A 14963-nucleotide genomic window follows, 5' to 3' on the forward strand; every position below is an offset into this window, starting at 1 on the left:
CATGGGTTCCGGGACGAGTCCCGGAACCCATGGGTTTTTCGCCTCTGCCGCGAGCCATTGACACGCCGTCGCAGGGCCGGGAGACTTCGCTCGGATGTTAACGCTCACATCACTCTCAACGAGGAGAGACATGAACACACCCGTGCCTCAGCCGCGCCGTCGACGCCGTGGCGCAACCCTGTTCTTCGCCGCTCTCGCGGCGCTTGCGGTCCTGCTCCCCCTCACCATGTCGGGCACGGTCGCCACGGCGGCCCCCGGCTCGAACTTCCAGAACCCCCTGGTCGGCACGCCCAACAGCGCCGACCCGTGGCTGGGCTACCACAACGGCAACTACTACTACGCGGCCACGACGTGGACCGGCGACATCTACATCCGCCGGTCGCCCACGCTGGCCGGCCTGAAGACCGCCGCCGAGACCCGGGTGTTCCAGATGTCGCAGCCCGATGCGACGTCGAACATGTGGGCCCCGAGCCTGCACCAGCTCAACGGCAGGTGGTACCTGTACTACTCGGCCGGCCCCAGCTCGTGCTGCGGCGGCCAGCGCCAGCACGTGCTCGAGAGCGCGGGGTCGGACCCGATGGGTCCGTACACCTACAAGGGCAAGCTCAACCTCATGCCGAACGACGGCTGGGCGATCGACGGCAGCGTCATGACCGTGGGCAGCACCAACTACTTCGTGTTCTCCGCCTTCACGAACAACGGCAGCTTCGAGTCGGGCGCCACCCAGAACCTGTACATCTCCCGGCTGACGAACCCGTGGACGGTCGCCGCCCCCGGCACCCTGATCTCCCAGCCCACGCACTCCTGGGAGACCCAGGGCAACCCCGTCAACGAGGGCCCGACCGTGCTGCAGCGAGGCGGCCGCACGTTCCTCACCTACTCGGCGAGCTTCTGCGCCACCCCGGACTACAAGATCGGCATGCTGGAGCTGACCGGGTCGGACCCGCTCAGCAGGAGCTCGTGGACCAAGAACGGCACGCCGCTGTTCCAGCGCAGCGATGCCAACGGGGTCTACGGACCCGCCCACCACACCTTCTTCAAGTCACCGGACGGCACCGAGGACTGGATCGTCTACCACGCGAACTCGTCGTCCTCCCAGGGATGCGGCACGACCCGCACCAGCCGGGCCCAGCGGATCTCCTGGAACCCGGACGGCACCCCGAACCTCGGCGTCCCGGTCTCGACGTCGACGACCCTGGCCGGCCCGTCCGGCGAGAACAGCAACCCGGGCGCCGTCCCGGTGCGCCGTCTGCAGTCCTACAACTTCCAGAACCGCTACGTCCGCCACGCCGACTTCTCCGTGCGGATCGACCCGAACGTGAGCCCGGCGCTCGACGGCAGGTTCCGCGTCGTCACCGGCCTGGCGAGCAGCGGCTCGGGGTACGTCTCGTTCGAGTCGGAGAACTACCCGGGTCACTACCTGCGGCACGACAACTACGTGCTGCGGCTCGCGCCCGACGACGGGTCCTCGACGTTCCGGAGTGACGCGACGTTCAAGCAGGTCGCGGGCCTGGCCGGCACCGGATGGTCCTCGTTCCAGTCGTACAACTTCCCCGACCGGCACATCCGCCACTTCGACTACGCGCTCCGGATCGACACCATCGGCACCGACGCCGCCCGCCAGGACGCCACGTTCCGGCTCGTTGACTGACCCTCCCACCAGACCGACGGCGCCTGGCCTCGCCAGGCACGAGACGAAGGAGTCCACATGACACACGCCGTCCCCATCCTCCAGGCACGCCACAGGCTGCTCGCCTTCCTCGCGGTGCTCGCCATCGCCCTGTCCGTCGCCCAGGTCGTGAACGCGCCCCCGGCCCAGGCGGCGACCGCGTACATCTACACCACGTTCAAGGGTGACGCCGCCGCCGACCAGGAGCTGTGGGTCTACACCTCCTCGAACGCGACGAGCTTCAGCACCCTCGCGGACACCAACTTCCGGGGCCCGACGGGCGCGCTGCGCGACCCGAGCATCATCAAGTCGGGCGGCAACTACTACATCGCCTACACGGTCCAGTCCTGGACGACGCAGTCCACGCACTTCAACATCGCGCGCAGCACGGACCTGCGGAACTGGACGCACGTCGCCTCCGTCCCGGCCGGCGTGAGCGGGACGGCCTACACCTGGGCTCCCGAGTTCTACGTCGAGGGCGGCACGGTCCGCGTGGTCATCAGCCTCGGCACCTCGGACCACCAGTTCGTGCCCTACGTGTACACCGCCCAGAACAGCGGCCTGACGTCGTGGAGCGGCCCGACCCGGCTCGGCATCCCCGCCAACCACATCGACACGTACATCGTGAAGCGCGGCTCGACCTACCACGCGTTCGTGAAGAACGAGACGTCCAAGTGGATCGAGCGGTGGACCTCGACCAACTTCACCACCTGGACCAACCAGGGGAACCAGTGGCAGCAGTACCACGAGGGTCCCTCGGTCGTGCAGCTGGAGAACGGCACGTACCGCGCCTACATCGACCGGTACCCCAGTGGCGGCATGTGGACCTCCACGAGCTCCGACCTCACGTCCTGGAGCGGCTTGTCCCAGGTCGGCTGCGACGGTTGCCGGCACGGCACCGTCATCCTCGACACGACCTACAGCGCGGCGTCCGGCGAACGCGTCACCAACCGGCACAGCGGCCTGGTCATGGACGTCCAGAACCCCAACCTGAACAACAACGCCCGCGTCGGTCAGTACGCGTGGAACGGGGAGAACTGGCAGCGCTGGGCCTTCGAGGACGCCGGTTCCGGCTACCTCCGGATCCGCTCCGTCCACTCCAACAAGTGTCTGGACGTCTCCGGCACCGCGGACGGCTCCGAGGTCCAGCAGTACGACTGCTACAACGGGACCAACCAGCAGTTCACGCTGCGGAACACGAGTAACGGCTACGTCGAGATCGTCGACCGGCGCAGCGGCAAGTGCATCGACGTCCCCGGCATGTCGACGTCGAACGGCACGATCCTGAAGATCTACCCCTGCAACGGCGGCAACAACCAGCAGTGGCTGCGCGCCACCGCCTGACCTGAGCCGCGGAACGGCGTCGGTCCCCCAGGGGCCGACGCCGTTCGGCGCGTCTCGTCCGTCAGCTCACACGATGCCTGGGCGGTCAGGTCGTGCGGAGGGTCCAGCTCTGGTTGGTGGCGCCGCTGCAGGCCCAGAGGATGATCTGGGTGCCGTTGGCGGTGCCGCGGCCGTTGGCGTCGAGGCAGAGCCCGTTGTGGGCGTTCGTGATGCTGCCGTTCGCGTTCACGTTCCAGCGCTGGTTCGCGCCGCCCGTGCAGTCCCAGATCGTCGCCTTGGTGCCGTTGGCGGTGCCCCAGCCCGCGGCCTCGAGGCACTTGCCGTTGACCTTCAGCTCACCGGCGGAGGTGCGGGTGAACGCCTGGCTGGTGCGCTGCACGCAGTCCCACAGCTGCGCCTGCGTCCCGTTCGTCGTCGAGGCGTTCGGGATGTCCACGCAGCGGTTCGACGCCGCACCGACGATCGCCGTCGAACCGGACTGGCCGGTGCCACCGAGGCCCGCCATGATGGCGTCGATGATGCCCTGCTGGGTCACGGAGCTGGCGGACCGGTTGAACAGTCCGAACCCGTACTGCCCGTTGACCCCGTTGTCCCAGTAGATGGTGCTGGCGCCGTACTTCTTCGCGGTGGCGACCAGCGTGCGCGCGAAGTCCTGCCGATACCGGTTGTTCGCCGAGTCGTGCGAGGACTTGTCGATCGCGCCGTACTCGCCGACGACCACCGGGTAGCCGCGCGTGACGAACTTGTCGTAGGTCTTCTTCAGCTGGGAGTCCATGTAGTCCTCCTGCCCCCAGGTGGACTTCTTCGACGCATTGGTCGCGCCCGCCCCCCACTGGGTGATGGTGCCGTTCTCCTCTCCGGCAAAGTCCCACGGGGAGTAGTAGTGGACGGAGATCATCAGCCGCTGCTCGTTGCTGGGAATCGACGAGGACCGGTGGTTGTCCGTCGGGATCACGAAGCCGTAGTCACCGGCGGTGTAGTCGATGTTCGTGTTCCAGCCGGGAACGAGCAGCCACCTCGAGTTGTTGTTGCCGCCGGCCTGCCGCACGGTGTCGACGAAGATCTGGTTGTAGCTGTTGATGTTCGAGTAGCAGGGCTGCGTCGGGTTGCCGTACTGCCCGTCGAAGTTCTCGTTCATCGACTCGAGGATCAGGCGCTGGTCGTAGGCCTGGAAACGGGTGGCGATCTGCTGCCACACCTTCTGGTACTTGGCCTTGATCGTCGTCTGATCGGCCGCGTCGCAGATGAGCCAGGAGCCGCCGACGCTCTTGTAGCCGTCGCCGTGCATGTTGATCACCACGTACATGCCGCGGTTGTAGGCGTAGTCGACGACCTGCTGGATCCTGTTCAGCCATGCGGCGTCGATCGTGTAGTTCGGGGCGGAACCTATGGCGTTCAGATAGGAGACGGGGATCCGGATCGTCTTGAACCCTGCCGCGCGCACCCGGTCGATCTGAGCCTGGGTCACGGTCGGGTTGTTCCATGCGGTCTCGCTCGGGTACCCGTTGGAGCTGGCTTCCAGGCTGTTTCCGAGGTTCCAGCCGGCGCCCATGTCGGCGACGATCTGCGAGGCGTTCAGCGGTGTCACGGTGTCGGCCGAGGCCCGTGTCGCCCAGCCGGTGGTGGACAGGCCGACCGCCAGCATCGCGGCGACCAGAAACGTGGTCAGCAGTCTGAGAGGTGCTCGTCTCGCAAGAGGCATCGCTGCTCCGTTCGTCGACGCTCGATCGGGCCCAGCGGCCTCGAAGGAGCTGCTTTGTGGACTCGTGCAAGGGCGGTGGAGCTCGGCGACGGTGCCGGCCCTGCCGCTGGTGCGACGAGCTTCTTCCAAGGGGGCCAGTTCACGGTGTGCTCTTCGTTGCGCACGGGTGCATCCGCTTCGACGGGGCCGTTCCCTCGAAGCGCTTCAACACGATATGGCTTTTGTCTGAAAGTGCGCAACCCCTGAAGTCTGCCCGTAACGTCTCGCCCCGTCGGTCCGCACACCGCAGTCCGTCGAACGAGCGTCGAAGCGCTTCAACGACGTCGGTGCGACGTCGGCAACCGCGCAGCCGCTCGCCGACAAAATCCGGTGACTGCGGCGGCAGCTCCACGCAATCATGGCCGGCATGGAAGAGGTGAAAGTCGTCGTCGCCCATCAGGCGTGCGCGACCCTACGCGTCGGTGACACGTTCCTGAAGATCGACAGCGACCAGGCGCGCACCGACGTCGAGGTCCAGGCGATGGCCATGGCGCCGATCCCGACCCCGGAGATCCTCTGGCGCAAGCCGCCGGTGCTCGCCCTCGCCGCCCTGCCCGGGACGGCGCTCGGCCGCCTCGGCCGACCGTCGTCCGCGCCGTCGTCGGCGTGGGCCGCCGCGGGCGCCGCCGTGCGTAAGCTGCACGACGCTCCCCTGCCGCCCTGGCCCGGCCGGGGCGTGGACGAGCTCGCCTCGGAGCTCGACGCCGAGTGCGAGTGGCTCGTCACCAGCGGCACCCTTCCCGCCGACCTGGTCACGCGGAACCGGCAGGTCGCCGAGGCCGCGCTCCGGCCGTGGACGCCGGTGTTCGTCCACGGCGACCTGCAGCTCGCCCACATCTTCGTCGACGGCGACGAGGTCACCGGCGTGATCGACTGGACCGAGGCGAGCCAGGGTGACGCCCTGTTCGATCTGGCCGTCCTGACGCTCGGGAACGAGGGCCGTCTCGACGACGTCGTCGCCGGCTACGGCGCAGACGTCGACCTCGACGTGGTCCGCGGGTGGTGGTCGCTGCGCAGCCTGGTGGCCATCCGCTGGCTGGTCGAGCACGGCTTCGACCCGGCCGCACCGGGCTGCGAGATCGACGTGCTGCGCGCTCGCATGTGACACAAAGTTGGGGGGTGACACGCACTTTCACCCCATGTACATTGTCTTGACATTAGGACGTCATGTCCTGGTAAACCATCGGACAGCATCGGCTGCCAGTGTCGGCAGGCCCGGTAAGAAGTCTCGGACGCAGTGCAACTGATTCGGAGAACCCATCATGTTTGCTGCAGTGAGCTCACGAACGTCCCGCCTGGCCAGGAGCTTCCTGGCCACGATCGGCGCAGTCCTACTGATCGTCAGCATGCCGACCGTCGCCTCGGCCGGCGTGCTGACCCCGCTGCCGCCGAACGCCACGGAGTTCCAGCGGACCTTCCAGCCCTACTTCGACTACGACGGCGACAGCTGCTTCCCCGCCGCGGCCATCGACGCCAGCGGCAGGCTCAACGGCGGCCTCGACGACAGCGGACCCGTCACCGGCCAGTGCCGGAGCGGCCACCTCGGCAATGCCAACACCTATTCGCGGGCCACGTGCAACAACGGCTGGTGCGCGATCGCCTACGCCCTCTACTTCGAGAAGGACATGAGCTGCGCCGGCTGCACGTCGACGTCGCACCGCCATGACTGGGAGGGCGTCGTGGTCTGGGTACCGCAGGGCGCGGGAACACCCGCCTACATCTCCGTGTCCGGCCACGGCGAGTACGAGACCACGGCGTGGAACAGCATCTCGGAGAAGAGCGGCGTGCGCGTCAAGGCGGTCTACCACAAGGGCGGCGGCATCGACACTCACTCCATGCGGCTCGCCAAGTCCGGTGAGCGGCCGGAGGCCTGGGGCGACGGCGGCTGGGACGAGCCCGCACTGGTCGGCTGGGACAGGCTCGATGGCGGCCTGCGTAACACGCTGAACAACTCGTCGTGGGGCAAGGCCAACTTCCCGCTGCAGGACGGCAGGTTCGGGACCGAGCTGAGCAGGGCCAAGCCGTCCGGCATCCCGTTCAACCCCAACCAGTTCTGACACGAGTCCCAGGACCCGACGAATGACGAGAGCCCGGCCACTGGCCGGGCTCTCGTTGTTGGTTCGAGCGGGTGTTGGTCAGGAAGCGCCTTCGGCGGCCAGCGCGTCGGTGAGGAGCGTGACGAGTGCTTCGAGCTGGACGTCGGTGGATGATGCGACGTCGTCGTCCCCCGCCCCGTCCAGTGCCCTGGCGGCCAGCCCCGACTTGCTGTCGATCAGCTCCGCGATGGTGGAGTCGATCGTCTGGGCGGCGATGATCCGCCAGGCGGTGACGGGCTCTGCCTGGCCGATCCGGTGGATCCGGTCGATGGCCTGCGTCTGCTCGGCGTAGGTCCAGGACAGCTCGGCAAGCACCAGGTTGGAGGCGACCTGGAGGTTCAGCCCCACCCCGGCGGCCGTCAGGGAGCAGACGGCGATCGAGACGTCGGGGTCGCTCGTGAACGCGGTGATGTTCTTCTCGCGCGTCTTCGGCGTCTGGTCGCCGCGGATCGAGGCGTAGCCGATGCCGCGGTCCGCGAAGGTCTTCTCTGCCTGGTCCATGACGTCGACGTGCTTGGCGAAGAACACCACCTTGCCGACGTTGCGAGCGAGCTGCGCGGCGTAGTCGGCGGCCAGCCCAGCCTTCGCCTGGCCGATCCGGCGGACCATGCTGAACACGTTCTCGCCGTCGGCCCGCGAGCTCGAGTCCTTCAGCTCCGCCGCCGCGACCCGGCGCGCGAGCTCCAGGTCGAGCTCGCCCTCGACGCCGTCGTTCGCGACGGAGCTCTCGGCACGCGCCTGCACGGCGGACCGGTAGCGGCTCACCAGGCGCTCGGCGAGCGCTGCCTCGGCGGCACGGATCGAACGGCCGGCCGCACCGTCGAGCTCGACCGGCAGGTCCGCCACCCGGCGGGCGGGGATGTCGGCGACGACGTCGGCCTTGCGGCGGCGCACGATGCCCATGTCGATGACGCTGGTCCTGGCCGCGGCGTAGAACCCGGGGTCGGCCGGCGTGAGCTCGGTGCCTTCAAGGGCGGTCAGCAGCGAGGCGAGCGGCTTCGTGTCGTCGATCCAGCCGAGGAACTGCCAGATCGCCCGGAAGTCCTCGATGTCGTTGATCAGCGGGGTTCCGGTGAGCGCCATCAGGAGCGGCCGGGCGGTCCGGGCGCGGATCCGCTCCGAGACGGCGAGCACGTGCTGGGAGCGCTGGGAGCCCTTGTTCTTGATGAAGTGCGCCTCGTCGACGACCATGCCGCGGAACCCGAGGTCACCGAGCCAGCCGACGTGCCGGTCCAGGAGCTCGTAGTTCACGATCACGACGTCCGCGAAGCCGTCGATCCGCTCGCCGTCGCCATGGACGACCGTCGCGCGGCGCTGCGGCGTCCACATCCCGACCTCGTGCGCCCAGTTCGTCTTCACCACGTTGGGCGCCACGACCAGCAACGGGTAGGCGTCGGCGGCCTGGGCGGCGAGCAGGGCCTGGGCGGTCTTGCCGAGCCCGGGCTCGTCGGCGAGCAGGAAGGTGCGGTGCCCACGTGCTGTGGCCTCGACGACCTGGGCCTGGTGCCGCATCAGCTCGCGGCCGTGGCGGGCCGACAGCGAGCGGGGCTCGGGCAGCGGCATGCAGGCGGGTGCGCCGGCGCCGGCGTACTCGAAGGAACGGAACAGCGGTTCGAGCAGCTCCCAGCCGGCCAGCCGGCGGACCTTCGGGGCCACCCGCTCGGCCGCGGCCTCGAAGTCCGGGGCGAGGAACGGGTTCGCCAGCTGGCGGGAGATCACCGAGCGGGGCACCACCCGCTTCTCGGCGCCGGGCGCGGGCGCGGCCGGCGGGGCGGGCGGCGGCTCTTCCGGCGGCTCCAGGCCGCCGGCGCGCATCATGGTCGCCTTGTAGGCGCGTGCCGCGTCGGACACCTTGGCGTCCTCGGCGAGCAGCTCGAGCAGCGAGGTGTCCCGGGCAGCGATCCTCGCCAGCAGCGTCGCGACCTCGTCGAGCCGCTTGAGCTGCTGGTTCCGCTTGTTGTCGGTCAGGTCGCCGTCGGCCTTGGTCCGGGCCCGTTCCTCCCGCATGAGGAGCGCGACGACCTGGAACTTCGTGCGGACCGCCGGTCGTGTCGGCGGTCTCCGCACCGCGCCGTCGACCTCGCGGGCGACCTCCGCGAGCACCGGGATCATCCCCTGCTCGGCGGGCCGCTGGGCGCGGCGGCGCTGGCCGCCGGACCCGGTCCGCTGGCCGCCAGATCCGGTTCGCGTGCGACCGGACCGGCGTTGGCCTGGTGGTGCCACATCTACTCCTTCGCTGCATCCGTACGCGACTGCGGCGCTTTCGGGCTATGCCGAGGACCGGTCGGACGTCGGACAGCCGGCCCGTGAGGCAGGTAGCCCGGGCCGGGGCGCTCCGATCGGCCGCCGGTTCACCGCGTAGCGTCTCCGCCTGCGGCCCGTGCTCACGCCGATGGTGACACGCTGCCGGTCGTCTCCGCGAACCATCGCGGGCACGGTCGTCGTCCGGCTTGATTGCCGGAGAACCAGGAGTCTACCGCCGGACACCGCAGGTCGGTTCGACGGCGGTGGAAACGGGAGAGCCCCTCCACCGAACATCGCACGCGCTGACCGCCGTGGGTGTCATGCACCAGGTGCGGGTGCCCCGGCACTGCGCCGGTCCTTGCTTGGCTCAAGGCCTGGGCGTCACGGCATCAACGCCGCAGGGATGGCATTCAACGCGGATGCGGCTCCGTGTTCGTCAAGGGTTCCGGTGACCTCGTCAGCCGCCGCCCGCACGACGGCCGAAGCGTGCCCCATAGCTACGCCGCGGGCCGCCCAGCGCAGCATCTCCAGGTCGTTCTCCCCGTCGCCGATCGCGAGCGTCCGCAACGGGTCCACACCCAGGTTGGCCCGCACCTTCTCCAGGGCGGTCGCCTTGCTCAATCCGGGAGCAGTGACGTCCACCCAGTCCGGCTCCGGCAGAAGAGCGGTGAGTCCCGCGGCACGCACAGGATCGACGAGGCCACTGACGCCAGGACCGCGCAGGACGAGCCGTGTCGTGGACCGCTCCCCCAGCGAGTCGGCCGGGACGATCTGCTGGGCGCCGTTGAGCTGTCCTGCCGGGAACAGGTGCGTGACGTCGTAACCCCACCCGACCCGTTCGGCACCGACCCGCACTCCTGGAAGCATGGCTCGCGCGAGCCGCACGACCGGCCCCGGGTCGAAGTTCCGCACCTCTTCCAGCTCGTAGCCGCGAGGCACCCGGGAGTCGAGACGCGCCGTGATCGCACCATTGGACGAGATCACCCACTCGTCGGTCAGGCCGAGCTCCACGGCGATGGGCAGGACCCCGACCAGGGATCGTCCAGTGGCCAGCACCACGCGGTGCCCGTCTGCCCGGAAGCGGGCGACCGCGACCTTGACCGTCGGCGCGATCTGCGTCGTGCCTGGCTGTGCCAGAGTGCCGTCGATGTCGAGCGCCGCCAGCATCGTGCGGTTCTGGAGGGTGTCCTGGTGGTTCATCGGCGGCGTCGCTTCCAGATCTGGGTCACGCTGGCTGGAACGCAGTGGGCGGAAGCGAGGTTGCTTATCGGTACAAACCGGTTCCAATCTCCTAGGTGGTCACCCACTCGCCGACCGCCCGGATGGTCTGCTCCTGCCACACGCGACTTTGCGGATCCAGGTAGGTCGGGTCGTCGTCGACGGCGAAGCCGTGCTGAGCCCCCTCGATCTTGAGCAGCTGCGATTCCGTGTTCAGCAGTGGCATGGCCGCAATCGAGGTGTCGATCGGCACGAGCGTGTCAGCCGTGCCGTGGACGACGAGCATCGGTGCCTGAATCTCTCCCGGCACTGCGGGGGTAAAGCCCTCGACCTCGACACCGCGGTTCGGGTGGATCTTGTTGTCCCGCGTACCCGAGGGTTTGGGCTGTCGTTTCAGTGCGTTCAGCGTCGTTCGTTTCAGTGCGTTCAGCGTCGTTGGCGCAGTGTGTTCTGGAGGGTGTGCCGCAGATCTGTCCCCGCGTTGCGGGCGCCCGACTTTTCGAGGATCGATGAGGCTCTGAATAGCTGCTTGGCTGTTCTGGCGGATCCGGTGTCGCCGACGATCCGGATCGATTCCAGTGCGATGTCGAGTGCGTCGTCGGATGCCCCGGTGCGTGCGTGGGCGATCGCGAACCTCGCGAGTCCCATCCCGAGGTCTCGGCGGAAGTCTGGCTTCCACTCGACGAGTCCTTGCTGGAGTACCTCGAGCGCCTTGTCTGGCTTGCCCAGCTCGACCCAGCAGTGTGCTGCTTCCATCTCGATGTAGTTCGGTGTGCCGTACCGGGCTATGTCCCTTTCCTCGGCAGGTTCGGCGGCCAGTTCGAAGGCGCGGTCCAGTGAGCGCACGCAGGCGTCCTGGTCGCCGAACATCGCGTGAGCGTGGGCCTCCTGCCGTGCGCTCAGCGCGCGCATCCGGGGAGTGAGGTCACCTGGGACCTCTCCGGCAGCCTGGGCGAGTGCCAGGACGAGGTCGGGTCGTACGGCGTCGAGCGCGATGTGGCTCTTGCGCATCAGAACGTAGGAGACTATCGCGGTATTGCGGGCTTCTCGTGCCATGTCGAGCGCACGGTCAGACCAGGTCATCGCGGCGCGTAGGTCTCCGCTGTCCTGGTTCAGCCAGCCGATGAACTCGGCGAACCTTGCCCCCACGTACAGCAGGCGGGTGCGTTCTGTTCCGGTCGCGGTCGGCAGGAGCGAGTCGATGAAGGACATCTGTGCTCCGGCCAGGGGAAGCATCGGTGCGGGGCCGTACACGTTGTCGGCGGTGGAGTACTGGCGCAGCGTTGTCAGCAGCGATTTCGTCATAGCACTGTCCGTCGCACCGGTCAGGCTCGGTCGGGGGACGCCACCGGGGAGCGTGACCGGCCGCGGTCGACGTGCGGCGGTGGGTGGGTGATCGGTCTCGAACCACAGCAGACTGGGCGGGATGCGCAGGGTGGCTGCGTAGGCCCTCAGGCGGTCGAGATCACGGACCTTGCTGCGACCTGACTCGACCCGGCTGAGCTGACCCTGGGTGATGCCGAGCCAGCCGGCGACGAGGGCCTGTGCGAGTGCTCGGCGGCCGTGCATCGGATGATGCCGGTAGGCAGCGACGACGGTGCCCATGTCCCGGCTCGCCAGGGCATCACGCATCAAGTCGGAGTCCCAGAACGAACGCTCAAGCCGCGGAGCGCCGCCCGCCCGGGTCGCACCCGGACGCGCGCAGGCCGAGCAGAGGTGTGATGGGTTGTCCGCTGCGATGCGAGTTGCGCATCCGGCGCAATAGCGCGCCCGAGTTCCTGAAGTCGGCAGCGTGCTCACCCCCTCTGCGACTGCTGCTGCCTGGGGTGGTACTCAGCCTACGCACGCCCGGGCCGCGTATGCGGGGTGCGCATAAAAGTCATGCGCCTGCCGTGAGGCCTGCGACACGACGCGATCCATAGCGTTTGAGCCGTCCAGAACGCTCGACATCAAAGCAGCGTGTTGACCGAGCTCGCCCGGCTGAGGGGCTCGCGATCGATCTGCCTCGGCGCGCGGCGCCCGTAGCCCAGTCAGCATGCCCCCCGACATGAAAGCGACCATGATCATGAACCAGCAGGACGCCCCTCCAAGCGGACCAATTCTGGCCGCGCTCGACATCGATGGCACGCTCCTGCCGTCCGGCGCGATGCAGATCGCGGACCCTGTACGGACTGCAGTCGCGCGCTTTCTCGCCCGCGGGAACCATGTGGTCCTCGCCTCAGGACGGTCGCTGGCCGGCGTCCTGCCCGTCGCCAGTGTCCTTGGTCTGAGTGGTGGGTGGGTGATCGCCTCCAACGGCGCCATCACTGCCCGCGTGGATCGCACGTCGCTGCGCGGGTTCGTGCTGGATGACGTACAGAACTTCGATCCGGGCCCGGTCGTGCAGATCGCCCGGGCCCTGCTTCCCGGGGTTCAGATCGCCGCCGAGCGTGTGGGGTGGGGGTACGACGTCACTCACCTGTTCCCGGCGAACCAGTTGAATGGTGCCCAGCAAATCGTTTCGCCCGACTACCTGGAAGACCGGCACACGACCCGGCTGGTCCTGCGGGGTCCTGGTGTCGAGCGTCTTCTCGATCCCGTACGTGCTGCAGGCATGACGGTTCACCATGCGGAGCCCGGCTGGGTGGATGTCACCCCGCCAGGGTTGAGCAAGGCGACCGCCCTGGAGAAGGTACGGGCCAACCTCGGCGTGGAACGCACCCAGACGGTCGCGATCGGCGACGGGCACAACGATCTGGAGATGTTCCGGTGGGCGGCCCGCGCGATAGCGATGGGACACGCCCCGGCCGCAGTGCGAGAGGCAGCCGACGAGGTCACGGATGCCCTCGACGAACACGGTGCCGCTGCCGCTCTGGGCGCCCTGCACGCCGAGTCATTTTCGTGACGTCGACATCCTGAGCCAGCGACGCGACACCGTTACGGAAGAAAAGGCCGCCAATCGAGGGGATCAATGTGACGATCGAGCACGAAGGCAAGACTCTGCGCGCAACCACGAGCCTGGCCATATGCGGTAGCCGCAGGGGCGGCGCCGTGACCCAGCTCGTAGATGGGGTCGTGGCCCCGCTCAGCCGGTTCCTCCATCAGTATCCCCGCCAGGTGCACCACGGACCCGTCGGCATAGGTATCGAGGTGATGACGCACCTCGCCGACCGATACCGCCCGCCGCACCTCGAAGAGGTCATTGGACTGCTTGGCCACCAAAATGTCGTTCGCCGCGCAGAGTACGTGCTCGTAATCGGTGGAGGATCAGGAACGAACGATGAAGCGGACCTGGCGTTCTCTCTTGGAAAGAAAGTCATTCCGTTCGCAGCGTCCGGCGGAGCGGCAAAGCAGGCAGCAGAAACGCTCTCGCTGAATCAGGACTACCGGCAGTGGCTCACTCGTGAAGACCTCGATGCTCTCCTCGCGGCCACCAGCCCCGAGGAGTTCGTTGGCAACGTGCGCCGCCTCTTGGTCGGTTAGGAGCGAACGCCAGCCCGTGCCACGCCTTGTCGATATCCATCAAGCGCATGTCCGGCTCGCCGCCCGCACTCTGCGAGTCCCACAGCTCATCGATGAGATCGCGTATCCAGCCCGGGATCCGACAACGTCTTGTCCAGGTTGTGGGGCGCCAGCCGAATGTACTCGCCAATCATGCTCATGGGCTGCACCGTATGGGCAGCCTCTGACATCGTCGTCACACTAAGGCTGTGGCGACGAGGCTAGGAATGCGCCTCACGCTCGAAAGTCCGGCCCGGTGATCACTGCGACGAGCTTCGTCCCGGCATCAAACCTGCCCTGGGCCACCAGGTCGTAGATCCCGTACATCATCTTGGCCACGTACACCCAGTCCAGGCGTAGCCCGTGAAGCGTTTCGAAGTCGCCGATGAAGGCAGCCAGCTCTGGCGTGGACTTCGCGTATCCGCCGAAGTGGTAACCGGTCTCGATCTCCCAGTTCGCGGTCACTTCTCCGAGCGCCTCACGCTGGAGCGCGGCGACGTCGTCGGACAAGAATTCCCCGCCCTTCAGCGAGGAGAAGCCGATCGCCCGCTGTCCGGGCTTGAGCCCGGCCGCGATACCCGCCAGCGTGCCACCGGTGCCGACACCGCAGCAGATGACGTCGAAGTCCTCGGCGATCTCACCGACCAGCTCTGCGCACCCACGCACGGCCAGGGCGTTGCTGCCGCCCTCGGGGACGAGGTAGAAGTCCCCGAACTCTCTACGGAGACCTGCGACCACGTCCGGGTCGAGCTTTCGACGATAGGTCTGGCGGTCCAGATACGTCAGACGCATGCCGCGATCGACTGCTAGCTGAAGCGACGGATTCAGGGGGTCGTACGCCTCGCCCCGGATCACGCCAACGGTGTCGAACCCGCACAGCGCCCCTGCAGCCGCCACCGCCCGAATGTGGTTGGAGTACGCGCCACCGAACGTCAGCAGCCGCGAAGCACCAGCGGCTTTCGCGGCTTCGAGGTTGTACCTCAGCTTGCGCCACTTGTTGCCGGGCAGGTCCGGATGGATCAGGTCATCCCGTTTGAGCAGAAGCCGCACGCCGGCCGCACCGAGGCGCTCGTCGTCTAGCACCTCGACCGGCGAAGGGAGCAGCAATGCGGGCACCGGCATGTCGGCAGTCTGGCACGCGGCCAGCGCCGGACAGCCGACGGCAACTCCA

At 67.9% G+C, this 14963-nt stretch carries 12 protein-coding genes; 6 read left to right on the top strand and 6 right to left on the bottom strand.

Going from position 1 to position 14963, the window contains the following annotated elements:
* Positions 1–130 precede the first annotated feature (130 nt).
* Complete coding sequence (locus ACFO6V_RS07465; protein WP_377133791.1) at positions 131–1651, top strand: family 43 glycosylhydrolase; 1521 nt, start codon at positions 131–133, stop codon at positions 1649–1651.
* Between the two features lie 57 nt (positions 1652–1708).
* Positions 1709–3013, top strand: coding sequence for an RICIN domain-containing protein (locus tag ACFO6V_RS07470; protein ID WP_377133793.1), 1305 nt, complete (start codon positions 1709–1711; stop codon positions 3011–3013).
* An 85-nt stretch (positions 3014–3098) separates the two neighbouring features.
* Here ACFO6V_RS07470 and ACFO6V_RS07475 read toward each other — a convergent pair whose 3' ends face one another.
* On the bottom strand, positions 3099–4715 hold the full coding sequence (locus ACFO6V_RS07475; RefSeq protein WP_377133795.1) for a cellulase family glycosylhydrolase: 1617 nt from the start codon (positions 4713–4715) through the stop codon (positions 3099–3101).
* A 406-nt stretch (positions 4716–5121) separates the two neighbouring features.
* Here ACFO6V_RS07475 and ACFO6V_RS07480 point away from each other — a divergent pair, with 406 nt between their 5' ends.
* Complete coding sequence (locus ACFO6V_RS07480) at positions 5122–5859, top strand: phosphotransferase family protein (RefSeq protein ID WP_377133797.1); 738 nt, start codon at positions 5122–5124, stop codon at positions 5857–5859.
* 169 nt (positions 5860–6028) lie between these two features.
* Positions 6029–6811 (top strand): NPP1 family protein, encoded by a 783-nt coding sequence (locus tag ACFO6V_RS07485; protein WP_377133799.1) that lies wholly within the window; start codon positions 6029–6031, stop codon positions 6809–6811.
* Between the two features lie 78 nt (positions 6812–6889).
* Here ACFO6V_RS07485 and ACFO6V_RS07490 read toward each other — a convergent pair whose 3' ends face one another.
* The 4 genes from ACFO6V_RS07490 to ACFO6V_RS07505 form a co-directional block, all read right to left on the bottom strand.
* On the bottom strand, positions 6890–9073 hold the full coding sequence (locus tag ACFO6V_RS07490) for a DEAD/DEAH box helicase (protein ID WP_377133801.1): 2184 nt from the start codon (positions 9071–9073) through the stop codon (positions 6890–6892).
* Positions 9074–9475: 402 nt separating this feature from the next.
* Positions 9476–10294, bottom strand: coding sequence for an HAD family hydrolase (locus ACFO6V_RS07495; protein ID WP_377133803.1), 819 nt, complete (start codon positions 10292–10294; stop codon positions 9476–9478).
* Between the two features lie 91 nt (positions 10295–10385).
* Positions 10386–10598, bottom strand: a complete 213-nt coding sequence (locus ACFO6V_RS07500) for an alpha/beta hydrolase family protein (protein WP_377133805.1) — start codon at positions 10596–10598, stop codon at positions 10386–10388.
* A 140-nt stretch (positions 10599–10738) separates the two neighbouring features.
* Positions 10739–11917: a helix-turn-helix domain-containing protein gene (locus ACFO6V_RS07505; RefSeq protein WP_377133807.1), complete on the bottom strand. Its 1179-nt coding sequence runs from the start codon at positions 11915–11917 to the stop codon at positions 10739–10741.
* A gap of 430 nt (positions 11918–12347) precedes the next feature.
* On the opposite strand from ACFO6V_RS07505, the gene ACFO6V_RS07510 reads away from it, so the two are divergent.
* Both ACFO6V_RS07510 and ACFO6V_RS07515 read left to right on the top strand, forming a co-directional pair.
* Positions 12348–13196 carry an HAD family hydrolase gene (locus ACFO6V_RS07510; protein ID WP_377133809.1) on the top strand — a complete coding sequence of 283 codons (849 nt, stop codon included), beginning with the start codon at positions 12348–12350 and terminating at the stop codon, positions 13194–13196.
* A gap of 146 nt (positions 13197–13342) precedes the next feature.
* Entirely contained in the window at positions 13343–13774 is a 432-nt protein-coding gene (locus tag ACFO6V_RS07515) for a hypothetical protein (protein WP_377133811.1), read from the top strand.
* A 252-nt stretch (positions 13775–14026) separates the two neighbouring features.
* Here ACFO6V_RS07515 and ACFO6V_RS07520 read toward each other — a convergent pair whose 3' ends face one another.
* The gene (locus ACFO6V_RS07520) at positions 14027–14914 is read right to left on the bottom strand and encodes a 1-aminocyclopropane-1-carboxylate deaminase/D-cysteine desulfhydrase (RefSeq protein ID WP_377133813.1); all 888 of its coding nucleotides are present in this window, start codon (positions 14912–14914) and stop codon (positions 14027–14029) included.
* Between the last annotated feature and the right edge of the window lie 49 nt (positions 14915–14963).

The organism is Promicromonospora alba (assembly GCF_042654905.1).
GTDB classification, from domain to species: Bacteria; Actinomycetota; Actinomycetes; order Actinomycetales; family Cellulomonadaceae; genus Promicromonospora; species Promicromonospora alba.